22 protein-coding genes are annotated in these 22927 nt (G+C 54.0%); 13 read left to right on the top strand and 9 right to left on the bottom strand.

Annotated elements, in window-relative coordinates:
* Positions 1-148: 148 nt before the first annotated feature.
* The 5 genes from yjfP to rplI all read left to right on the top strand — a co-directional run bounded on the left by yjfP (position 149) and on the right by rplI (position 2600).
* Complete coding sequence (yjfP, locus tag C1N64_RS00710; protein WP_054633019.1) at positions 149-898, top strand: esterase; 750 nt, start codon at positions 149-151, stop codon at positions 896-898.
* 261 nt (positions 899-1159) lie between these two features.
* Positions 1160-1555 (top strand): 30S ribosomal protein S6, encoded by a 396-nt coding sequence (rpsF, locus tag C1N64_RS00705; RefSeq protein WP_006120928.1) that lies wholly within the window; start codon positions 1160-1162, stop codon positions 1553-1555.
* A gap of 6 nt (positions 1556-1561) precedes the next feature.
* Positions 1562-1879 (top strand): primosomal replication protein N, encoded by a 318-nt coding sequence (gene priB / locus C1N64_RS00700; RefSeq protein WP_006120927.1) that lies wholly within the window; start codon positions 1562-1564, stop codon positions 1877-1879.
* Between the two features lie 4 nt (positions 1880-1883).
* The gene (gene rpsR / locus C1N64_RS00695; protein WP_000135199.1) at positions 1884-2111 is read left to right on the top strand and encodes a 30S ribosomal protein S18; all 228 of its coding nucleotides are present in this window, start codon (positions 1884-1886) and stop codon (positions 2109-2111) included.
* A gap of 39 nt (positions 2112-2150) precedes the next feature.
* Positions 2151-2600, top strand: coding sequence for a 50S ribosomal protein L9 (gene rplI / locus C1N64_RS00690; RefSeq protein WP_006120926.1), 450 nt, complete (start codon positions 2151-2153; stop codon positions 2598-2600).
* Between the two features lie 380 nt (positions 2601-2980).
* On the opposite strand, the gene C1N64_RS00685 is transcribed toward rplI, so the two are convergent.
* The gene (locus tag C1N64_RS00685; protein WP_158281346.1) at positions 2981-3646 is read right to left on the bottom strand and encodes an OapA family protein; all 666 of its coding nucleotides are present in this window, start codon (positions 3644-3646) and stop codon (positions 2981-2983) included.
* Between the two features lie 220 nt (positions 3647-3866).
* On the opposite strand from C1N64_RS00685, the gene fklB reads away from it, so the two are divergent.
* The gene (gene fklB / locus C1N64_RS00680) at positions 3867-4487 is read left to right on the top strand and encodes an FKBP-type peptidyl-prolyl cis-trans isomerase (RefSeq protein ID WP_006118358.1); all 621 of its coding nucleotides are present in this window, start codon (positions 3867-3869) and stop codon (positions 4485-4487) included.
* A gap of 34 nt (positions 4488-4521) precedes the next feature.
* Here fklB and C1N64_RS00675 read toward each other — a convergent pair whose 3' ends face one another.
* The gene (locus tag C1N64_RS00675; protein ID WP_058702683.1) at positions 4522-6462 is read right to left on the bottom strand and encodes a bifunctional 2',3'-cyclic-nucleotide 2'-phosphodiesterase/3'-nucleotidase; all 1941 of its coding nucleotides are present in this window, start codon (positions 6460-6462) and stop codon (positions 4522-4524) included.
* A 294-nt stretch (positions 6463-6756) separates the two neighbouring features.
* Between C1N64_RS00675 and cysQ the strand changes: the two genes are divergently transcribed.
* Positions 6757-7500 carry a 3'(2'),5'-bisphosphate nucleotidase CysQ gene (gene cysQ / locus C1N64_RS00670; RefSeq protein WP_058702682.1) on the top strand — a complete coding sequence of 248 codons (744 nt, stop codon included), beginning with the start codon at positions 6757-6759 and terminating at the stop codon, positions 7498-7500.
* Between the two features lie 37 nt (positions 7501-7537).
* Here the strand turns inward: cysQ and C1N64_RS00665 are convergent, their stop codons facing one another.
* Complete coding sequence (locus C1N64_RS00665) at positions 7538-8101, bottom strand: YtfJ family protein (RefSeq protein ID WP_033740023.1); 564 nt, start codon at positions 8099-8101, stop codon at positions 7538-7540.
* 310 nt (positions 8102-8411) lie between these two features.
* Between C1N64_RS00665 and C1N64_RS00660 the strand changes: the two genes are divergently transcribed.
* Positions 8412-8618 carry a DUF1107 domain-containing protein gene (locus tag C1N64_RS00660; RefSeq protein ID WP_003855513.1) on the top strand — a complete coding sequence of 69 codons (207 nt, stop codon included), beginning with the start codon at positions 8412-8414 and terminating at the stop codon, positions 8616-8618.
* A gap of 32 nt (positions 8619-8650) precedes the next feature.
* Here C1N64_RS00660 and C1N64_RS00655 read toward each other — a convergent pair whose 3' ends face one another.
* The gene (locus tag C1N64_RS00655; RefSeq protein WP_033740022.1) at positions 8651-9970 is read right to left on the bottom strand and encodes a hemolysin family protein; all 1320 of its coding nucleotides are present in this window, start codon (positions 9968-9970) and stop codon (positions 8651-8653) included.
* 513 nt (positions 9971-10483) lie between these two features.
* Between C1N64_RS00655 and C1N64_RS00650 the strand changes: the two genes are divergently transcribed.
* From C1N64_RS00650 to C1N64_RS00640, 3 genes are read left to right on the top strand one after another with little or no spacing between them, the layout of a single operon-like run.
* Entirely contained in the window at positions 10484-12199 is a 1716-nt protein-coding gene (locus C1N64_RS00650) for an autotransporter assembly complex protein TamA (protein ID WP_172677636.1), read from the top strand.
* The gene (locus tag C1N64_RS00645) at positions 12196-15963 is read left to right on the top strand and encodes an autotransporter assembly complex protein TamB (protein WP_058702681.1); all 3768 of its coding nucleotides are present in this window, start codon (positions 12196-12198) and stop codon (positions 15961-15963) included. The genes C1N64_RS00650 and C1N64_RS00645 overlap by 4 nt, the downstream gene beginning before the upstream one ends.
* Positions 15964-15965: 2 nt before the next feature.
* Complete coding sequence (locus tag C1N64_RS00640; RefSeq protein WP_006118351.1) at positions 15966-16319, top strand: gamma-glutamylcyclotransferase family protein; 354 nt, start codon at positions 15966-15968, stop codon at positions 16317-16319.
* Positions 16320-16392: 73 nt separating this feature from the next.
* Here C1N64_RS00640 and ppa read toward each other — a convergent pair whose 3' ends face one another.
* The 3 genes from ppa to C1N64_RS00625 all read right to left on the bottom strand — a co-directional run bounded on the left by ppa (position 16393) and on the right by C1N64_RS00625 (position 17942).
* Complete coding sequence (gene ppa / locus C1N64_RS00635) at positions 16393-16923, bottom strand: inorganic diphosphatase (RefSeq protein ID WP_006118350.1); 531 nt, start codon at positions 16921-16923, stop codon at positions 16393-16395.
* Between the two features lie 100 nt (positions 16924-17023).
* Entirely contained in the window at positions 17024-17473 is a 450-nt protein-coding gene (locus C1N64_RS00630; protein WP_039341815.1) for a DUF441 domain-containing protein, read from the bottom strand.
* Between the two features lie 58 nt (positions 17474-17531).
* Complete coding sequence (locus C1N64_RS00625) at positions 17532-17942, bottom strand: lysozyme inhibitor LprI family protein (RefSeq protein WP_054633025.1); 411 nt, start codon at positions 17940-17942, stop codon at positions 17532-17534.
* A 177-nt stretch (positions 17943-18119) separates the two neighbouring features.
* Here C1N64_RS00625 and C1N64_RS00620 point away from each other — a divergent pair, with 177 nt between their 5' ends.
* Positions 18120-19679 carry a methyl-accepting chemotaxis protein gene (locus C1N64_RS00620; RefSeq protein ID WP_054633026.1) on the top strand — a complete coding sequence of 520 codons (1560 nt, stop codon included), beginning with the start codon at positions 18120-18122 and terminating at the stop codon, positions 19677-19679.
* A 36-nt stretch (positions 19680-19715) separates the two neighbouring features.
* On the opposite strand, the gene fbp is transcribed toward C1N64_RS00620, so the two are convergent.
* Positions 19716-20723, bottom strand: coding sequence for a class 1 fructose-bisphosphatase (fbp, locus tag C1N64_RS00615; protein WP_006118345.1), 1008 nt, complete (start codon positions 20721-20723; stop codon positions 19716-19718).
* 167 nt (positions 20724-20890) lie between these two features.
* Here fbp and mpl point away from each other — a divergent pair, with 167 nt between their 5' ends.
* Positions 20891-22246 carry a UDP-N-acetylmuramate:L-alanyl-gamma-D-glutamyl-meso-diaminopimelate ligase gene (gene mpl / locus C1N64_RS00610; RefSeq protein WP_033740016.1) on the top strand — a complete coding sequence of 452 codons (1356 nt, stop codon included), beginning with the start codon at positions 20891-20893 and terminating at the stop codon, positions 22244-22246.
* Between the two features lie 84 nt (positions 22247-22330).
* Here mpl and yjgA read toward each other — a convergent pair whose 3' ends face one another.
* Positions 22331-22876 carry a ribosome biogenesis factor YjgA gene (gene yjgA, locus C1N64_RS00605; protein WP_033740015.1) on the bottom strand — a complete coding sequence of 182 codons (546 nt, stop codon included), beginning with the start codon at positions 22874-22876 and terminating at the stop codon, positions 22331-22333.
* Positions 22877-22927: the final 51 nt, after the last annotated feature.

Genomic DNA, 22927 nt, shown 5'->3' with positions numbered 1-22927 from the left:
ACCTTTATTTTTTGTCAAATATGCACTAACAACGGCAGCGCGGCGCAAATGTTTAGTTAAGAAATTATTGCCTTTATGATGTTGTGAAGCGCGGAATTACATTAAACCCCTAATATGTCGTCTCATTTGTCGTCGGAGAGGAGAAAAAATGATAGAGCTCACCACGGAAAGGTTTGCAGGAATCGAGTGCCTGCATGCTGCGCCTGCGGGTCAGCGTCGCCAGCGCTTACCCACCCTCGTTTTCTATCACGGGTTTACCTCATCCAAAGAGGTGTACGCTTACTTTGCCGTTGCGCTGGCGCAGGCAGGCTTCCGTGCCGTTATGCCCGATGCCGACATGCATGGTGCGCGTTATAACGGTGATGCCGAGACGCGGTTGCGCCATTTCTGGGACATCCTCAGACAGAACATTGATGAATTTCCGGCTATTGAGGCCGCCTTACGTGCCGACGATCTGATTGCCGATGCGCGCTTTGCCGTTGCTGGCGCCTCAATGGGAGGCATGACGGCGCTGGGGATTATGGCGCGCTATTCACACATCCACAGCGTTGCCTGCATGATGGGGTCAGGCTACTTTATGCAGCTCAGTCATACGTTGTTTCCGCCTGTGGTGGTAACGAATGAAGAACAGAAAGCCCAGTTCACAGCACGTATGGCGTCGCTGGCAGACTATGATCCTTCAGCCCGGCTGCAGAACCTGGCGAACCGGCCACTTTTGTTGTGGCACGGTGATGCCGATGAAGTGGTGCCTTTTGCTGAAACTCAGCGCCTGGATCGGGCATTACGCGAAAAGGGGCTTGATGCCCATCTGACCACGCTGTCCGAAACGCATATCGGACACAAAATTACGCCGTCAGGTCTGACCGCGCTGGTCAGCTTTTTTAAGCGTCAACTCTGATCCGTTAACGAAACCGCCCTCTTGCTTTGGCCCTTGCTTGCTTTTCACACATAAGCGCGGGAGCGGGGCGGTCTCCCGCCGATTTAAATGAAATCCCCGCTTGAGTTTGTCCGCCCACGCCAGTATGATTACGCGTCAATTTTTCAGCTGCATTCAGAGGTGTGTGTCATTTCGGTGATTCACAACCTATAACGTTCCTTGCTTCCGTGGGCCGCAGCTGACCCTGACAGGAGGCTGAATAATCCGTAAGGAGCAATTTCGATGCGTCATTACGAAATCGTATTTATGGTTCATCCTGACCAGAGCGAACAGGTTCCTGGCATGATCGAGCGTTACACTGGTGCTATCACTGGTGCAGAAGGCACGATCCACCGTCTGGAAGACTGGGGCCGCCGTCAGCTGGCTTACCCAATCAACAAACTGCACAAAGCACACTATGTTCTGATGAACGTAGAAGCGCCGCAGGAAGTGATTGACGAGCTGGAAACGAACTTCCGCTTCAACGACGCCGTTATCCGCAGCATGGTTATGCGCGTTAAAAACGCGGTAACTGAAGCATCACCGATGGTTAAAGCGAAAGACGAGCGTCGTGAGCGCCGCGAAGATTTTGCTAACGAATCCGCTGATGACTCAGATGCTGGGGATTCTGAAGAGTAATCCATCGTGACGGTTAATCGGCTGCGCCTGTCTGGCACCGTGTGTAAGACGCCAGTTCGAAAAATTAGCCCGTCAGGAATTCCGCACTGTCAGTTCGTGCTTGAGCACAACTCGGTGCAGATGGAAGCCGGATTTCACCGGCAAGCCTGGTGTCGAATGCCTGTTATTCTTAGCGGCAGCGCCCATCAGGTGATTACTCAACATATAACGGTCGGCACGCAACTCATTCTCGAAGGCTTTATTAGCTGCCATCAGGCGCGAAATGGTCAGAGTAAAATGGTGTTACATGCCGAGCAGATTGAATTGATAGATTCTGGAGACTAGCCAAATGGCACGTTATTTCCGTCGTCGCAAGTTCTGCCGTTTCACCGCGGAAGGCGTTCAAGAGATCGATTATAAAGATATCGCAACGCTGAAAAACTACATCACTGAAAGCGGCAAGATTGTACCAAGCCGTATCACTGGTACTCGCGCAAAATACCAGCGTCAGCTGGCTCGTGCTATCAAGCGCGCGCGTTACCTGTCTCTGCTGCCGTACACTGATCGTCATCAGTAATCGGCAACTGTCCATTAACGACTTTAAGAGGATAAGGTAATGCAAGTTATTCTGCTTGATAAAGTAGCAAACCTGGGCAGCCTGGGTGATCAGGTTAACGTTAAAGCGGGCTACGCTCGTAACTTCCTGGTTCCACAGGGTAAAGCTGTTCCTGCTACCAAGAAAAACGTTGAATTCTTCGAAGCACGCCGTGCAGAACTGGAAGCCAAACTGGCTGACGTTCTGGCAGCATCTAACGCGCGCGCAGAAAAAATCAACGCACTGGGCACTGTTACCATCACGTCTAAAGCAGGCGATGAAGGTAAACTGTTCGGTTCCATCGGTACCCGCGACATCGCTGACGCTGTTACTGCAGCTGGCGTTGACGTTGCTAAGAGCGAAGTTCGTTTACCGAACGGCGTTCTGCGCACCACCGGTGAGCACGAAGTGGACTTCCAGGTTCACAGCGAAGTATTCGCGAAACTGATCGTGAACGTGGTTGCAGGTTAATTTTTATTAGCCTGCCGCACCTGAACGCCGACACTTGTGTCGGCGTTTTTGTTTTCAGTCGTTAATACCCTTTCTTTTTCTGCCCGGCCACATCCCTCTTCACTCGGCACCCGCATCTTCACCATCACATAAAGGTGTACCGGACAGCCCGATCCTCATGCGATCAACGCGCTGTTTGCCGATTAAAAGGTGACGATGATATGTGCGGCTAAACCCTCAGCGCATCAGGGTGACGACGCGACATCAGCGACCACGCTCCGTCATCTGTGCTGAAGCGGCTATCCGCTTGCGTTGCGGTTGGTCTGCCCGGAAACCGGGCGGGCAAATAAAATGACGGCCATGAAGGGCGCAACCGGTGACGGACCGCCACCGGGGAGGACTTATTCTACACGTAAAAAGCTGCCGTCCGGCTGGCGGGTAAACAGGACAGGACCGTTAGCGCCTTCCAGCGTTAAGCCTGTAACGACGCCATTCGCATCCCGACGGATCTTCACCTGCTGCCCCTGCTTCAGCGTACTGAGCGGCTGATCGTTGCCCTCAACGCGTGCCATGGCAAACACATCATTGACCGGCAGATTATTGTCGCGGAACAGCTGTGCCAGCGTTTGTCCGGCGGCAATCTGATAGCTGTGCCAGTCACCCTGCGTGTCCGCCTTCGGTTCGGATTGTGCAGAGGAGCGAGACGGTTTGTTATCGTAGATATCCGCCTGCATCGGCACGTCTTTTTCGGCCGAAGGTGTCACAGGCCGTTCGACCGGATACTGCGGCGTACTGGAGGGCCAGAGAAAGGCCAGCAGCAGTATGATGACGGCAATGACGATCCCCCGACGGTGGAAAGCCGGGAGCGGGTCCATCCAGCGAATATCGTCTGTAAAATGCCAGAGGCGATACAGCCAGTTGGGCAGGCGAGACGGGACGTCTGAAGTCATATCGGGTTCCTCCGCTCCGGCACCTTGCGACCGCGTTCGTTGCGGCAGTAAGTTCTGTAACCGGGTTAAAATACGCAGTGCATGCGTCCTGCGGCGACGAGGGGCTATCTGGCCCATATTCTCTCTCTTTCTTATAGTGCCACTGACAAGGGGGAACTTGTCACTTATACAGTATGGGCAATGTGGACGCGAAGTGCCTGCCAGCATTGGTAAATTTGACCTGCGTATTGTTTCTCTTTCGCCGACAAAAGTCATCTGTAGCGCTGCGGATTTTACGCCAGCGGCCAGCGCTGTTATGCTGCCCGTCTTACTATATCCGAGAGTGAAAGGAACGAAGATGACTACCCCTTCTTTCGACAGCGTCGAAGCACAAGCAAGTTACGGTATTGGTTTACAGGTTGGCCAGCAGCTGCTGGAATCAGGTCTGCAGGGGCTGCAGCCAGAAGCACTGCTCGCGGGCCTGCGCGACGCGCTGGAAGGGAACTCACCTGCGGTGCCTGTCGATGTGGTACATCGCGCCCTGCGTGAAGTACATGAGCGTGCGGAAAGCGTGCGTCGTGAGCGCGTGGAAGCCATGGCCGCAGAAGGCCAGGCTTTCCTGCAGGACCATGCTCAGCGTGAAGGCGTCAGCAGCACCGAGTCAGGTTTACAGTTCAGCGTGATTACGCAGGGCGAAGGCCCGATTCCTTCGCGCCAGGACCGCGTACGCGTGCATTACACCGGTAAACTGATCGACGGCACGGTGTTTGACAGCTCTGTTGCACGTGGCGAGCCGGCGGAATTCCCGGTCACCGGCGTGATTGCGGGCTGGATCGAAGCGCTGACGCTGATGCCGGTTGGCTCGAAGTGGGAACTGGTGATTCCCCACAACCTCGCCTACGGCGAGCGTGGAGCGGGCGCGTCCATCCCGCCATTCAGCACCCTGATTTTTGAAGTTGAGCTGCTGGAAATCCTGTAAGGATAAAGGGCGGTGCGATGCCGCCCTTACCCCTCTACTGCTGTAAGTTTACCTGCCAGAGAGCGAATCCCGTCTCGTCATTTCCTGTCGCCTTCATGGGATATTGCGCATGCTGCTGAATAAAGTGTGTGGCTTTATCGCCGGGTGCGGTTTCAAAGCGAATATCAAGAGGCTGCGCGGCAGGTATTGCAGCCAGTCGCCAGTTATTATCCGCCTGTGGGCGCACTTCACCGTGCTTTTTGGTTTCGGCACTGATATACGCCGCCAGAATCGCGCGGTTTTCATCAGGCGAGGCAAAGGCAATGTATTTGTCGCCTGTTCCGGCAAACTTGCCCGCGTAGGCCCGGTAGTTATTGGTTGCCACCAGGAAGGTCGCCTTAAGATCGATGGGTTTTCCCTGCCAGCGAAGATCTTTAATGCGTGACGCGTCCGGATGGATCAGGTTGCACTCTTCGTCGTAACGGGCGGGTTGTGTGACATCAATCTGATAGCTCACGCCGTCAATCACATCAAAGTTATAGGTGCGGAAATTCCAGTTGATCAGCGGCTGTGTGCGGCGACTGGTCGGATCGATTTGGTTAAACTGACCCGCAGAGCACTCCAGCCAGTCTTTCACCTGCTCGCCGTTGACTTTCATCACCACCAGCGTATTCGGATACAGATAGAGATCGGCTGCGTTGCGGAAGGTCAGGTTGCCTTTCTCAACTTCCACATAGCTGGCAGGATCGTTTTTACGTCCCCCGGCTTTAAACGGCGCGGCGGCAGACAGTACCGGCAAGTGCGCCAGATCGGGATCGCCCTGGATAAAATGCTCGACATAGGCGCGCTGGGCGTTATTCACAATTTGCACGGTAGGATCGTCCTGCACCAGCGACAGATAGCTGTACATCACATCCGCAGATTTTCCGATAGGCTGGGCGACAAAGGTGCGAGTGGCATCATGATCGTCTTTCAGAACCTTAACCAGTGCAGGATCTTCAGCAGCCAGCGCAGTTTTATGCGCGATATCGTAGATCGGACGCGCCTGCGCGGTACCGCTTGTCACCTGCCAGTGATCGCCTTCCTTGCTCAGCACCAGATCCACCACACCAAGATGATCGCCCCACATGCCGGGCATGACCGCAGGCACACCGTTTAATGTTCCTTTCTCAATGTCTGCACCTTTGATCCCTGCAAACTCTTTCCCCGGGAATACGGCATGCGCATGACCAAACATAATGGCACTGATGCCCGGAACTTCGCTGAGGTAATAAACCGAGTTTTCTGCCATCGCCTGATACGGCTCGCTGCTTAACCCTGAATGGGCTAATACGACAACCACGTCCGCTCCTTTAGCGCGCATTTCGGGCACGTAGCGCCGGGCGGTTTCTGTAATATCGTCCACCCGCACTTTGCCCTGCAGGTTGCCTTTATCCCACACCATAATCTGCGGCGGGACAAAGCCGATATAGCCGATGTTCACCGTCTGCGGGTTGCCGTCGCGATCGGTCACTGTGGTGGGTTTAATCAGATAAGGCGTAAACAGCGGCTTACCGCTCTTCAGATCGATAACGTTGGCATTGACGTAAGGAAAATGCGCGCCCGCCAGGGCTTTTTGCAGATAGGGCAGACCATAATTGAATTCATGATTGCCCAGCGTGCCCGCGCTGTAATCCAGCGTATTCATCGCCTTATAGACGGGATGGACTTCACCCTGTTTGAGCCCTTTCGCAGCCATATAGTCGCCTAACGGGCTACCCTGAATCAGATCGCCATTGTCCACCAGCACGCTGTTCGTGACTTCCTGACGCGCGGCATGGATCAGGGACGCAGTGCGCACCAGACCATATTTTTCTGTGGGCGTATCTTTGTAATAGTCGAAGTCCATCATATTGCTGTGCAGATCGGTCGTTTCCAGCACGCGTAAATCCACGGTGGCTCCCTGTGCTGCAACTGAAACGCTCAGTGCCAGTAACATCATTCCCGCCTTAACCATGTTCACTCCCAACGTTAAAAGATCAAGGCTACAAAAGTAATGTAAAAGGCTGATGAAAGGGCAGATTAAAACGTGATGCAAATAACGTTTTGAGCCTGACTGGTGCCGCTTCAGTCATATCAGTGCAGAGGCCAGCGTGAAAAGAGGTCTTTGCCATTGTGGGCTATTGTGTTGATATAGCTGAAAAAGGATTCAAAATGTTTACCTGAAACGAGGGGCGAGCATGAAGCTGCTAAAATGTACTCCAACAGGCATAACAGTTAACGCGTAGCATTCGCATACATGAGGTGACAAATGTTAGAGCAAATAAGCCAACTGGCGCGTGAGGCAGGCGACGCGATTATGCAGGTCTATAACGGTTCGGTTCCCACTGATGTTTCGCATAAAGCAGACGATTCGCCCGTCACAGCAGCCGATCTGGCCGCGCATGATGTGATTGTTAAGGGCCTGAAACAGCTGACACCGGATATTCCGGTGTTGTCAGAGGAAGATCCGCCCGGTTGGGAAGTCCGTCAGCACTGGCAGCGCTACTGGCTGGTGGATCCGCTTGACGGCACCAAAGAGTTTATCAAACGCAATGGTGAGTTTACGGTCAATATTGCGTTGATCGAGCAGGGCAAACCGATCATGGGCGTGGTGTACGCGCCCGCGCTGGGCGTGATGTACTCGGCAGCAGAAGGTAAAGCCTGGAAGGAAGAGGGCGGAGAAAAGCAGCAGATTCACGTTCTGGATGCACGTCCACCGCTGGTGGTGGTGAGTCGTTCCCACAACGATGATGATGAGATGAAAGAGTATCTGAAGCAGCTAGGGGAACATCAGACGGTGGCAACCGGCTCATCGTTAAAATTTTGCCTGGTCGCTGAAGGTAAGGCCCAGCTTTATCCGCGCTTTGGACCCACCAATATCTGGGATACCGGCGCGGGTCATGCCGTTGCTGTCGCGGCAGGTGCCCACGTCCACGACTGGCAGGGAAGAACGCTGGATTATGCGCCGCGTGAATCTTTCCTGAATCCGGGCTTCCGTGTATCGCTGTTCTGACGTCAGACGGGAGGCACTCGCCTCCCGACTTCACCTGTCAGGGTGCTTTTAACAGCGTTTTTAACAACGTAATGACTTCTTTGACTTCCTGCTGCGTCAGTGCCCCGTCTTTGACATATTTCACCTGACCGTTTTTATCCAGCACCACAATGGTCGATCCGCCTTGCTGCAACTGCCAGGCGTGCTGCACATTGCCCTTGCTGTCGACGATAAACTGCGACCACGGATACTGCTTTTTATTACTCTGAATGCTGCTGCGAACAAACAGGCTGGTGCCGGGAATGGCATCATCGGTGTTCACAATCGTCGTGGTCTGATAGCGATCGTGCGGCAGTTTCGCTGACTTGATGGCCTCAACCAACGCTGCATTCATCTCTTTAGCCGATGAGCGGCCTGCAATGTGCTGTATGACACGTACTTTTCCGTTCAGTTGCGCGCTGTTCCAGTCTTTATAACTGAATTTTTCCTGCGCCAGGATCAACTCGCCTTTGTCATTGACGCCCACGGGCGGCACGCGTTTTCCCGTCTCAAGATTGTGGGCCAACGCACTTACAGGAAGCAGCAGTGACAAGGCCAGTGCGGCCAGAGTAATACGCCTCATTATTTTCTCCAGTGATCAGACCAGTTAGTCATCCAACTGTAATAGTAAGCAGGGATGATGCGGCTGTCTCAAAAAGCTGTCAGCTTTGTTATCAACCACACAATTCTGTAACGAACGAAGGTTTATACTGAATAGTGAAAAGTAAATAACAGAGTATTCTGTAATGTTCTGTCAGCACGGTAAAAAAAGTTATTTCTGGTCGTGCGAAGTAAGCAGAGTGTTCTATAGTTTATCTCGCATTCGCGCTTCATGGACCCGTACCGAATTTGGCAACGGCGAAGCGTGCTTAAAAATTAAGGAGTTAAGAAGTATGAAAATCTTCCAGCGCTATAATCCGCTACAGATAGCAAAATATGTTAAGACGCTGTTTAAAGGAAGGTTGTACATCAAGGATGTGGGCGCGTTTGAGTTTGATAAAGGTAAAGTCCTGATCCCCCGGGTCAAAGACAAACAGCACCTGAGCGTGATGTCAGAAATTAACCGCCAGGTCGTTCGTCTCAAGCTAGAGTTTAACTAAAAAACAGGGCGCCGATGGCGCCCTGAGTGTTTCTATTCTTCGCTTTTCGTCACGTTCAGCATCGGCGGTCGTTCATCAATCCGTGTCACCAGCAGCTGATCAATGCGGTAACTGTCGATATCGACCACTTCAAACTTGTAGCCCGCAAATTTCACAAAGTCGGTACGTTTCGGGATTTTACGCAGCATATACATCATAAAGCCGCCAATCGTTTCGTAGTTACCCGACTGCGGAAAATCATCGATATCCAGCACGCGCATAACATCATCAATCGGCGTCCCGCCTTCCACTAGCCAGGAGTTTTCATCGCGCGCAACAATCTGTTCTTCCATGCCCTGACCCACCAGGTCGCCCATCAGCGTCGTCATCACATCATTCAGCGTAATGATACCGACCACCAGCGCATATTCGTTCATGATGACCGCGAAGTCGTCGCCCGCCGTTTTAAAGCTTTCCAGCGCCTCAGACAACGTCAGCGTATCCGGAACAATCAGCGCGGAACGAATCTGCACGCCGCTGTTCAGCGCCATGCTCTGATTGCCCAGTACGCGCAGCAGCAGCTCTTTCGAATCGACATAGCCAACGATGTGGTCGATATCCCCATTACAGACCAGGAATTTCGAGTGAGGATGTTCAGCGATTTTTGTTTTCAGGCTGACTTCGTCTTCGTGCAGATCAAACCAGACTATATTTTCACGTGACGTCATGGAGGAGGGCACGGTGCGTGATTCCAGCTCAAACACGTTCTCAATCAGTTCGTGTTCCTGCTTACGCAGCACGCCAGCCAGCGCACCGGCTTCCACAACCGCGTAAATATCGTCGGACGTGATATCGTCTTTGCGTACCATCGGCAGCTTAAAGACGCGAAAAAAGACGTTGGCCAGGCCGTTAAACAGCCAGACCAGCGGCCGCATAACCAGTAAACAAAAGCGCATGGGATTGATAATCCGCAGGGCAATGGTTTCTGGCGCGATCATGCCTACCCGTTTTGGGGTTAAGTCGGCGAACAGAATAAACAGGCTGGTGACGATGGTGAATGAGCAGATAAAACTGAGCTGTTCGGCCAGTTCGTGAGACATAAAGCGATTGAAGAGGGCGGAAAATGCCGGGGAAAAGGCCGCATCACCGACGATACCACCCAAAATGGCGACGGCGTTCAGGCCAATTTGCACCACGGTGAAGAACATGCCGGGCGTTTCCTGCATCTTCAATACCCGCTGAGCGTTAACGTTGCCTTCATCAGCCAGCAGTTTCAGCTTAATCTTGCGGGCGGCAGCCAGCGAGATTTCGGAGAGAGAAAAAAAAGCACTGATTACGATCAGTAGCAGAATGACAAGTAAGCTATCAAGCATAAGTAATCCAAAGAGTTATCCACTTGTCATTTTTGGCCTGGGCAGCGTGCGGTTGAGGCGCTTATTCCCTGTACGTACGACGCAGAGGAGCTATCCGTGCCAAAAATGTCTGCGCCCGTTCGACAAGGTTGTAAGGGGAAAGGGGCAGAAATGAAGACAGGCGGGATGCCTGCGGTGGGTGATTATAGCAGCAGCGAGGAGGCCGCCGCCAGAGGGCAAACAGTGGCTTATAATGAGGTTTTCAGCTCAGGATGCATGTGTAATGCAGGAGAGTGGTCTACTGGCGTGCGGCCTGTCTGGACAACAAGGTCGTTGTATCGTGCGTCCGTTTTACCGACAATAATGCGCAGTTTGACTTAGAACGCGTTACAGACTGCCCTTTGGCAAAAAGTGCGGCTATGATGAGTAAGTTGCCGTTGCGATTGTGACGGCAACAAGGATTAACACGCGCCCTGCGGAATGGGGCGGGCATGAGAGACAGGAGTACAGGTGCCACGATTTTATGTTTATTGCATGGCGGGCTTATTGCTCGTCGCGCCCGCCTTTGGGGCGGCACCGGTTCGACTACAGCTTGAAGGGCTGACCGGCGAACTGCAAAAAAACGTCAGGGCACGCCTGTCGACCATCAGCAGCGACGAAGTCACCAACGATGGCCGTTTCCGCGCGCGTGTATCGGCCGCTATCAAAGAAGGGCTTCGCGCGCTCGGCTACTATGAGCCTGATATCGACTTTGAATCACGCCCTGCCCCTGCGCAAGGTGGCCGTCCGGTGCTCATCGCGCGCGTGACGCCTGGCCAGCCGGTAAAGATTGCCGGTAGTACGATCATTGTCACCGGTCAGGCAAAAAACGATGCAGACTATAAAAACTGGATCGCCCAGGGCCGCCCTAAAGTTGGCACAATCCTCAATCATGGTCAGTACGATAAATTCAAAAGTGGCTTTACCAACCTGGCGCTGCGCAACGGCTATTTCGATGGCGAATTTGAAAAAAGTCAGTTAGGCGTTTCCGTGGCGCGCCACGAAGCCTTTTGGGATATCGACTACAATAGCGGACCGCGTTACCGCTTCGGCGATGTCACCTTCCAGGGCTCACAGATCCGTGACGCCTATTTGCAAAATCTGGTGCCGTTTAAAAAGGGCGACTATTACAGTTCCCGTGATTTGGCTGAACTGAATCGCCGCCTGTCGGCTACGGGGTGGTTCCAGTCGGTGGTCGTCGCGCCGGAATTTAAAGAGGGACGTAAAACCAAAGTCCTGCCGTTAAATGCGGCCGTTTCCCCTCGGGCAAAAAATATTGTTGAAGCCGGTGTCGGGTATTCGACGGATGTCGGGCCGCGTCTGAAAGGCACCTGGAGAAAGCCCTGGGTTAACGACCGTGGCCACAGCATGATGGCCAGTGCCTATATTTCTGCGCCTGAGCAGCAGGTGGATCTCAGCTACAAAGTTCCGTTACTCAAAAGCCCGCTGGAGCAGTACTACACTTTTTCAGGCGGGCTCAAACGCACCGATCTGAACGACACCAAAGCGGATACCAGCACGCTGGCAGTATCGCGTAACTGGGACAGCAGCAGTGGCTGGCAAAGGGCCGTCAATCTGCGCTGGAGCCTTGACCACTTTACCCAAGGGAATGTCACCAATACCACGATGTTGCTTTATCCCGGCGTCAGTCTGAACCGCACGCGCTCACGCGGTGGCCTGATGCCGACCTGGGGCGACTCGCAGCGTTATTCTGTCGATGTGTCCGATACCACCTGGGGATCGGATGTCGATTTCCTGATCCTGCAGGCGCAAAACGTCTGGATTCGTACGCTGGGCGAAAAGAACCGCTTTATTGCACGCGGCACGGTGGGATGGATTGAAACCAACGACTTCGATAAGGTGCCGCCGGATCTGCGCTTCTTCGCCGGGGGTGACCGCAGTATTCGCGGCTATAAGTACAAAAACGTCTCGCCACGTGACAGTGATGGCAAGCTGACCGGGGCCTCAAAAATGGCCACCGGTTCACTGGAATACCAGTACAACGTCAGCGGAAAATGGTGGGGCGCGGTGTTTGTTGACGCCGGTGAGGCCGTCAATGACATCAGCCAAAGCGATATTAAAACCGGTGCCGGTATCGGCGTGCGCTGGGCATCGCCTGTGGGGCCCATTAAGTTTGATATTGCGCGTCCCATTGGCGACAGGGAGGAGCACGGTTTGCAATTTTACGTAGGATTGGGGCCTGAACTATGAAGCGCTGGAAAAAGGTCCTGACTGGCTTTCTGATTTTTTTGGTCTTGTTGTTGGCTGGCGTGGCATTTTTGATTGGTACGACGCCGGGCCTGCATTTAGTGTTAAACGGCGCGTCGCGCTGGGTAGCGGGATTATCCATCAACAAAGTGGATGGCGGCTGGCGTAATCTTACGCTCAGCGGTCTGCGTTACGACATGCCGGGCGTCAGCGTTAACGCGGGCAATATCCATCTGGCATTAAATCTCAATTGCCTGCTGCACTCGTCGGTCTGCGTCGATGACCTGACGCTAAAAGATATCAGTGTGGTCGTTGACAGTAAAAAGATGACGCCGTCGGCGGCGGCACCCGAAGACGATAACAGCGCGACCAATCTCAGTACGCCGTACCCCATCAGCCTGCGCCACGTCGGGCTGCATAACATCAGTGTGAAAGTCGATGATACCGCGATTTCGCTGGTGGATTTTTCCACCGGCTTACACTGGCAGGCGCGGGCGTTAACGCTGAATCCTACCCACATTCAAAGCCTGTTAATTGCGCTGCCTAAAGCGGCAGCGGTCGCGAAGGAACAGGTGGTCGATCCGAAAGTCCAGCAGCCGCAGCCAAACGAGAAGCCGCTGGGCGAAACGCTGCAGGCGATGTTTGCCAAACCCCTGCTACCGACACTGCCGGACTTCCAGTTACCGCTGGATATCGATGTTCAGGACATCGTGGGCGAACAGCTCCGCATTACCGGCGATACCGATATCGTTGTGAATCAGCTGCGTGTGAAGGCCAAAACGCTTGACCGCCATATACAACTGCAAACGCTGGACGTGGACTCAAACCTCGGCAGGCTCAACGGCAGCGGCCAGGCCACGCTCGCAGACAACTGGCCCGTTGATTTTGCCCTGAATGGCGATGTGAATGTTGATCCGGTTAAAGGGGAAAAGCTGAGTCTGACCTTACAGGGCGCGATGCGTGACGAGCTGAAGCTGGCGCTCAACCTCTCTGGCCCGGTCAGGGCGCAGCTGGATGCCCGTGCTCAGCCTGCCGTTGCCGGTCTTCCGCTAGCATTAACCCTGACCAGTCCGCAACTGCGCTGGCCGCTCACCGGAGCGGTTCAGTACCAGGCGGACAATCTCGACTATCAGCTCAAAGGCAAGGCGACCGACTACGTGATGTCGCTGCGCACGGCGGTGAAAGGCGAAGCGGTGCCGCCTGCCACGATTACGCTGGACGGTAAAGGGAATAGTGAACAGTTCAGCCTGGACAAGCTGCGTGTGGCAGCGTTACAGGGCACTATCGATCTGACGGCGCTGGTGGACTGGAGCAAAGCCATCAGCTGGCGCAGTGAACTGACGCTGGCGGGCATCAATACCGCCCGCCAGTATCCGGACTGGCCAGCCAGACTGGAGGGTAAAATCACTACGCGCGGCAGCCTGTATGGCGGCAGCTGGCAGCTGAGTGTGCCGCAACTGATGTTGAAGGGTAACGTCAAACAGAACGCGGTCAGTGCGGACGGAACATTACGGGGCAACAGCTACAACCAGTGGGATATTCCGGGTATTAAGATTGCGCTGGGCCGCAATCATCTGGATATCAAAGGCAGTCTGGGCGAAACGCTGAACCTGGATGCCAACGTGGATGCCCCCCATCTTGATAACGCATTGCCGGGACTTGGCGGTGTGGTCAAAGGGGATATCAAAGCCCGCGGATCGCTGAAAGCCCCTCAGCTGCTGGCGGATCTGACGGCCACTGGCTTACGTTGGCAGCAACTGCTGGTCCGGCGCGTAACGCTGAAAAGCGATGTACGCTCCAGCGACCAGATCGCCGGTAAGCTGCAGTTGCGCGTTGAACAACTGAAGCAGGATGCGCTTAACATTAATCTGTTGACGCTCAATGCTGATGGCGACGAAAAGCAGCATCAGCTTAAACTTAACGTGCAGGGCGAGCCGGTATCGGGTCAGCTCGCGCTGAACGGTAGCTTTGACCGCCAGACGGAGACATGGAAAGGCAGCCTGAACAATACGCGTTTTAATACGCCCGTCGGGGAATGGCGTCTGACGCGCGCTATGGCGATCGACTATGTTAATCAGAAGCAGACTGCGTCAATCGGCCCGCACTGCTGGCAAAACCCCAACGCGCAGCTTTGTGTGCCAGAACCGATTGAAGCCGGCCCCAGCGGTCACGCTCATGTGGTATTAAACCGCTTCGATCTGGCGATGCTAAAACCCTTCCTGACTGACCAGACCCAACTGAGCGGCGTGTTCAGCGGTGATGCCCGCGTTAACTGGACGGCGGATGGCAAACTGCCCGTCGGGACGTTGGCGCTGAAGAGTAATAATGTGAAAGTCGCGCAGGATGTGCAGGGCAATACGCTGCCCATCGCGTTTAACACAATTAATGTTAATGCGGCACTGCGGGACGGACGTGCACAGCTCGACTGGCTGATTCGCCTCGTCAATAACGGCCAACTGGATGGCAATGTGCAGATTACCGATCCGCAACAGCGCCGTGAGCTGGGTGGCAATGTGAATATCCGCAATATCTCGCTGGCGATGATCAATCCCGCCTTAATGCAGGGCGAGAGCATCAAAGGCCTGCTGAACAGCGATCTGCGCCTGGGCGGCACAGTGCAGCAGCCGCAGCTTTTTGGGCAACTGGGTCTGAAAGATGTGAATGTGAAAGGCAACTTCATGCCGGTGGATCTGACCAGTGCCAGTCTGAACATGGTGTTTAACGGCATGAGTTCGACGCTGAATGGCCTGCTACAGACCGCACAGGGCAATATCAACCTGAGCGGCGATGCGGACTGGAGCCAGCTGGATAACTGGCGTGCGCGCGTAGCCGCCAAAGGCAGCCGGGTCCGTGTCACGGTGCCGCCAATGGTGCGCATGGATGTGTCGCCGGATGTGGTATTTGAAGCCACGCCAGCCGCCTTTAATCTTGACGGGCGCGTCGATATTCCCTGGGCACGTATCACGGTACAGGAGGTTCCTGAGAGCGCAGTCGGCGTATCGTCTGATGAAGTTATGCTGGATAAAAACCTTAAACCGATTGCGCCTAAAACGGCCTCAATACCGATTAACAGTAACCTGACCATTCATGTTGGAAACGACGTGCGTCTGTCGGCCTTTGGACTGAAAGCCCGTCTGAATGGCGATCTGAAAATGGTCCAGGATAAATCAGGACTGGGACTCAACGGACAGATCAATATTCCATCCGGCCGTTTCCATGCTTACGGTCAGGACTTGATCGTGCGTAAAGGCGAGCTGCAGTTTGCGGGCCCGCCAGACCAGCCTTATCTCAACCTGGAAGCGATTCGTAATCCGGATGCGACCGAGGATGGCGTAACGGCAGGATTGCGCGTTACGGGGCTGGCGGATGAGCCGAAAGTGGAAGTGTTCTCCGATCCGGCGATGTCACAGCAGGAGGCCCTTTCTTACCTGTTACGCGGTCAGGGGCTGAATAGCGACGGCGACAGTAACGCGTTAACGTCAGCGTTAGTCGGCTTAGGGGTTGCACAAAGTGGGCAGGTTGTGGGTAAAATCGGCGAGACATTCGGTGTCAGTAATCTTGCCCTTGATACGACCGGCGTTGGCGACAGTCAGCAGGTACAGGTCAGTGGCTATGTATTGCCGGGTCTACAAGTAAAATACGGGGTTGGCATCTTTGATTCACTGGCAACGTTAACCTTACGTTACCGACTGATGCCCAAACTCTATTTGGAAGCCGTGTCCGGTGTGGATCAGGCTCTTGATTTGCTCTATCAGTTTGAGTTTTAGTAATGCGAATAATTGTCTATGGCAGTTTACGGCGCAAACAGGGAAACAGTCACTGGATGACACATGCGCAATGGTTGGGTGATCACCAGATTGAGGGTTATGAACTCTACAGTCTGGGTCACTATCCTGGCGTGATCACGGGCGAAGGAACGGTATATTGCGAAGTCTACCGAATTGATGCCTCCATTCTCGCCGAGTTAGATGCGCTTCGGACCAAAGGTGGTGAGTACAAACGCCATCTGATTCAGACGCCGTTTGGTAGTGCGTGGCTTTATGTCTATCAGCGTTCGGTCGCGGGTCGCCAGCGTATCCAGAGTGGAGACTGGCTGAAGCGTGATGAGGCGTCGGAAGTCTGAATAAAAACACCGTCCAGTTGGACGGTGTTTTTTAACGGTTTACCTCAGGTAAACCTGCGTTAGCCGGGCAGAATTACTTCTTCGCCGCACGCTCAAAAGACGAGACGATCTCGGCTTTGGCTGCTTCGGCGTTATCCCAGCCGTCAACCTTAACCCATTTGCCTTTTTCCAGATCTTTGTAGTGCTCAAAGAAGTGGGTGATCTGCGCACGCAGCAGTTCTGGCAGGTCGTTCACATCTTTGATGTGATCGTACTCTTTGGTAAGTTTGGTGTGCGGGACAGCAACCAGTTTGGCATCTTCGCCAGACTCGTCGGTCATTTTTAACACGCCAACCGGACGGCAGCGGATCACTGAGCCGGGCTCCAGTGGGTACGGTGTTGGAACCAGTACGTCTACCGGGTCACCATCCAGCGACAGCGTATTGTTGATGTAACCATAGTTGCATGGATAGAACATTGCCGTAGACATAAAGCGATCCACAAACAGGGCTCCAGAATCTTTATCAACTTCATATTTGATCGGATCGGCATTCGCCGGGATCTCAATAATTACGTAGATATCTTCTGGCAGGTCTTTACCTGCTGGCACCTGGTTCAAACTCATCGGGTATTCCTTCAGTCGTCGTATGTTGAGTGTCGGCTATTATAGCCAACTGACTGTGAAAGTACGCCCCCTTTTTGGCGTTTCAGAATGCTCCTCAACGCTATTTGGCCGTGACAAACAGGGATACAATGCCCGCAGCAATCAGTGGCCCTACCGGAACGCCACGGAAAAACGCCACGCCGATTACTGTTCCTATCAGCAATCCGCCAATGACGGAAGGCTGTACACTCATAAAACTCACGCCGCGCCCGCCCAGCCAGGCCACGAAAATGCCTACCAGGATTGCGACAATCGACTGCCAGTTGGCAAAGGATTTCAGCAGGGATGACGCAGGCAGCGAACCACTGGCCAGCGGGGCCATTACGGCTACGGTAAGGATAATAATGCCCACTGTAATGCCCTGTTTTTCCACATAAGGAAAGAATTGCGACAGCGGTGTCATTTTGATGATCAGCAGGATCAGAATGGACAGGGTCACGGCGGTGTTGTGGACGAAGTAACTCAGTACAGCAAGGCAGATCAAGATCAGCGTGGAGGCGTAAGCAACCATAGTTTCTCCCTGAAAATGAATGAAGACAGTTATGACTGACTTTAAAGGGTTACATTAATCAACAATCGTTGGGGTTCGCGCAACTGCCAGTGGCTAAAGATTGCAGTTGTAGGGTTTGATTGCGGACCAGCGCGGTGCTCTGGGTGGCCAGCGCAACGGGGCCGAGAGTGCCCTGCGTGTTGAGTTGGCTGCGGCTCACCGCTAACCAGGCTTCCCGGTAACGCAGCCAGGCGCGCTGGGCGATACGCAGTTTCTCTCTGGGTTCTCCGCTTAATTTTTTCATCAATGCACTGTACTGCGCGTTCATTTCCGCGTCCCATTGCTGGGTTGCCGTATCCTGACATTGCATCAAGGCCAGCGTGGTATCGGCTTGATTAAGGCATTGATTTAACGTGACATCAATCGTGGACTGCTCAGCCACTGCAAGCTTACAACTCAAGAGCGCTATCAACATTACCCTTTTTTTCATCGATTTCCCCTTTGTTTCCTTAACAAAATACCTTCAATTTCATTAACAGGTTAGCGGCAAGCACGGGATTAATCATTCACAGGCGTTAAAGTTTGCGAATCGCAATGCCGATACTTTCTCCGTTTAAGGGTTGTCGAAATTATTTCGCCTTTTACTACTCATACGGAAACGATCAAGATGAAACAGTTATCACTACGCACGGGGTTGCTGGCGTTGCTGGCATTCATGACACTGCTGTTGTTGGCGGTGAGTGTGATGGGCATTGTGGCAATCAACAAGGGCAACCGCTCGCTGGATGTGATTAACCGCATTCAGGGGATTGAGTTAAACAGTCTGTATCGCAGTAACGCCGATTTAATGCGCGCGCGTGCCAGTGCTGCGCTTGCAGTACGCAAGATTGAGATTGGTTTACTGGATGAGGGCGCGCAGGTCACCAAAACGGCGCAGGCCGATGTCGAGTCCTCTCAGCGCAACTTAAAACGTTTTGTGGATGCCGGAACCGTGACGGCGGAAGGCAAAATCATGGCTGATGCCATTGCATCAAGCTATAAGGATTACCTTGATCAGGGCATCCTGCCGATGATGAAGGCGCTCGACAAACAGTATAACGATGAATATTACCAACTGCTGGAAGGTAAACTGGAGCCTTTATCCGCGAAGTACACCAAAGCGGTAGAGACCTTTGGCGCGAAAGCCGACGAAATTACCCAGGCACAGTTAGTTGAAGCTCAGCGCAATGAAATCATGATGAAAGTGCTGATCGCCGTGGCGGTGGGGCTCTCCGTGCTGCTGCTGGTACTGGCCTGGGTGCTGCTGCGCCGCATGTTACTGACGCCGTTGAACAAGGCGATTATTCACCTTGAGCAGGTGGCGGCGGGCGATCTGTCTCAACCGTTGCCGCTGGCGGGCAACAACGAACTGGGTCGTCTTAACAATGCGCTGGCGGGCATGCAGCAGGCTCTGCGTGACTCGGTGAATAAGGTGCGTGAGGCCGGGCTGAAAATCGACAGCGGCAGCCGCGAGCTGGCGGCGGGCAACGTTCACCTTTCTCAACGTACCGAAGAATCCGCCGCGTCGCTGGAGCAAACGGCGGCCAGTATGGAACAGTTGACCGCAACGGTTCGTCTGAACGCCAGTAACGCGCAGCAGGCTCACCAGTTGGCGAATGCCGTTTCTGACAGTGCCGATCGCGGGGCGGAAGTGGTGAACTACGTGATGGAAAAAATGCGTGAGATCACCGAGAGCGCCAATCGCATCGGCGATATTCTGAGCGTGATCGACGGCATTGCCTTCCAGACCAACATTCTGGCGTTAAACGCCGCCGTGGAAGCGGCACGTGCCGGTGAACAGGGGCGCGGTTTCGCCGTCGTCGCGAATGAGGTGCGCACCCTGGCGCAGCGCAGTGCCAGCGCGGCGAAAGAGATTCGCACGCTGATCAGCGATTCACAAACGCGGGTGAAAGAGGGCAGTGAAATGGCCACGCGTGCAGGCGAAACCATGGATGATATCGCTGGTGAAGTCATGCGCGTGACGGCACTGATGAAAGAGATTTCGATGGCTTCAGAAGAGCAAAGTCGGGGCATCGATCAGGTCAACCATGCGGTGACGCAGATGGATGAAGCGGCGCAGCAGAACGCGGCGCTGGTGGAGCAGGCCACCGCCGCCACGCATTCACTGGAGGCGCAGTCAGAGCAGTTGCAGGCTGCTATGGCGCTGTTCCGGCTTCAGCAGGCATAAGACAAAATAAGGGCGCGACACCCGCGCCCTTTATGCTTAGCCCTGACGACACTCCGGAAACTCTGCCAGGAAGCGCTCTACGTCATCCACCATGGCGGTGTTGCCACAGTAGAACGGGCAGCGCTGATGCAGCGTTACCGGGGGGATATCCAGAATACGGTTTTGCCCGTCGCTGGCTTTACCGCCCGCCTGCTCGGCCAGGAAGGCCATGGGGTTGCACTCATACAGCAGGCGCAGTTTACCCTTCGGATGGCTGGCCGTGCTGGGGTAAAGGTAGATGCCGCCTTTCAGCAGGTTACGATGGAAATCCGCCACCAGTGAACCGATGTAGCGTGAGGTGTAAGGACGGTGCGTTGCCACATCCTCTTCCTGACAGAATTTCAGGTATTTTTTCACGCCCTGCGGGAAACGAATGTAGTTACCTTCGTTAATGGAATAGGTGTAGCCCACTTCCGGATACGTCATCCGTTCGTGACTGAGGCAGAACACGCCCAGTGACGGATCGTAGGTAAACGCATGTACACCACAACCGGTGGTGTAAACCATCATGGTAGACGAACCGTAAACCACATAACCGGCCGCGACCTGTTTGTTGCCCGGCTGCATGAAGTCCGCTTCGACAACCGGTGTGCCGGGTTCACTGACGCGACGATAGATTGAGAAAATGGTGCCGACAGAGACGTTAACGTCGATGTTTGATGATCCATCCAGCGGATCCATCAAGACCACGTACTTGCCGTTTTCCTCGCCCTCAAAGATGACAAATTCGTCCTCTTCTTCAGAAGCGATACCGGCAACGATACCGCGCGCTTTCAGTGCGGCTTTGAGTTTTTCGTTGGCGAACAGATCCAGTTTCATCTGCTGTTCACCCTGAACATTCTCGACGCCGCTGGCCCCCAGGATATCCACTAAACCGGCTTTGTTAATATCGCGGTGGATAATTTTGGCACCCAGCTTAATCGCTGAGATAAGCGCCGTCAGTTCACCTGTAGCGTGCGGAAAGTCGTGTTGCTTCTCGACGATAAATTCGCCCAACGTTTTCATAACACATTCCCTGAATCATCGATGGAGTGGCAGCGGCATACTTCACTGCCGACGGATGCGTACGCAGTTTAGCCGATTGAACTTCAAAAACCATAGTCCTAATCCGTTTCTTCCGCTCGCAACCGAGGTTACACTGTGCGCCGAACTTTTGAGTTATGGACGTTTTTATGCGCATTCACATCCTCGGGATATGTGGCACGTTTATGGGCGGGCTGGCGATGCTGGCACGCTCCCTTGGCCATCAGGTGACAGGCTCAGATGCCAATGTTTATCCGCCGATGAGCACCCTGCTGGAACAGCAAGGTATTGAATTAACAGAGGGTTATGACGCCAGTCAGCTTGATCCTCAACCAGACTTGGTCATCATCGGCAATGCCATGACGCGCGGTAATCCCTGTGTGGAAGCGGTTCTGGAACGCAACATTCCCTACCTTTCAGGTCCCCAATGGCTGCATGATTTCGTGCTGCGTGACCGGTGGGTGCTGGCCGTGGCCGGCACGCACGGTAAAACCACGACGGCAGGCATGGCAGCGTGGATTCTGGAGGCGTGTGGTCTGGAACCGGGCTTTATTATCGGCGGTGTACCCGGCAACTTCGATGTTTCAGCAAAATTAGGAAAAAGCCCATTCTTTGTGATTGAGGCTGACGAATATGACTGCGCGTTTTTCGATAAGCGCTCTAAATTCGTTCATTACTGCCCACGTACGCTGATTCTGAATAACCTGGAATTCGATCATGCGGATATTTTTGACGATCTGCGGGCGATCCAGAAACAGTTCCATCACCTGGTGCGCATCGTGCCGGGCCAGGGCAAGATCCTGCTGCCGGAGCACGATCATAACCTGAAGCAGGTAATGGCGATGGGCTGCTGGAGCGAGCAGGAACATGTCGGCGATGGCGGTCACTGGCAGGCGAAAAAACTGACGCCTGACGCCTCACACTGGGAAGTCTGGCTGGACGGCAACAAAGTGGGTGAAGTGAACTGGGCACTGGTCGGCGAACACAACATGCACAATGGTTTAATGGCCATTGCGGCAGCCCGTCATGTTGGCGTGAAACCCGAGGATGCCAGCCAGGCACTGGACAGCTTTATCAATGCCCGTCGTCGTCTGGAACTGCGCGGCGAGGTCAACGGCATCAAGATCTATGATGATTTTGCCCATCATCCGACCGCGATTCTTGCCACGCTGAGCGCGCTGCGCAGCAAAGTGGGCGGGACGGCGCGTATCCTGGCCGTGCTCGAACCGCGTTCAAACACCATGAAAATGGGCGTGAATAAAAATGAACTTGCCCCGTCACTGGCGCGTGCCGACGAAGTGTTTCTGTTCCAGCCGAGCCATATTCCCTGGCAGGTCGCGGATGTCGCAGAAGCCTGCATGCAGCCTGCGCACTGCAGCGCGGATATTGATGCGCTGGTAGAAACAATCGCCAAAACGGCGCAGCCGGGCGATTCCATCCTGGTGATGAGCAACGGGGGCTTTGGTGGGATTCATCAGAAGCTGCTGGATCGTCTGGCTCGTTAACCGGTAGCCGATCCTTTTCTCCCCGAACGAGGGGAGAGAAAACCCTGCGGCTGGGCACTGCTCAGCCGCACATCACCGCCAGGGTCAGACGGCTTCTGCTAATTCGCGCAGGTACTGAAAAATCTGACGGGCAGATTTTGGCGGTTTGTTACCCGCTTTTTCCTTCTGTGCATTACGAATCATGCTACGCAGTTGCTGACGATCGGCCTGAGGATAAAGGGCAAGCACGTCGGTCATCGCCTCATCGCCTTCTTCAATCAGGCGATCGCGCAGCATTTCCAGCTTGTGAAACAGCGCAACCTGCTGGTTATGGCGGTTTTTAAGCTTATCCAGTGCGGTACGAATCGGTTCAACGTCGATGCTGCGCAGCAGCTTACCAATTAACTGTAACTGACGGCGGCGGCCTTCTTTCTTAATACGCTGCGCCAGTTCAATCTCGGTACGCAAACGCTCATCCAGCGGAATTTTATCCAGCGAGTTTTTCCCCAGGTCGACCAGTTCGGCCCCCAGGCGTTTCAGCTCTTCAGCATCGCGTTTGATTTCGCTCTTACTAACCCAAATAATCTCTTCATCTTCTTCTTCGTGATTATCGGGCACATCATCGAGCCACTCTTCAGGCTGCTTAGTCATATCTGGCTCCAAAAAAAAGAGGCTAATCCTACCAGTTTATCGGGTGACTGC

The sequence above is a fragment of the Pantoea sp. SGAir0215 genome, from assembly GCF_043543215.1.
Note: the sequence above shows the minus strand (reverse complement) of the source record. Positions and strands in the feature narration are given on the sequence as shown.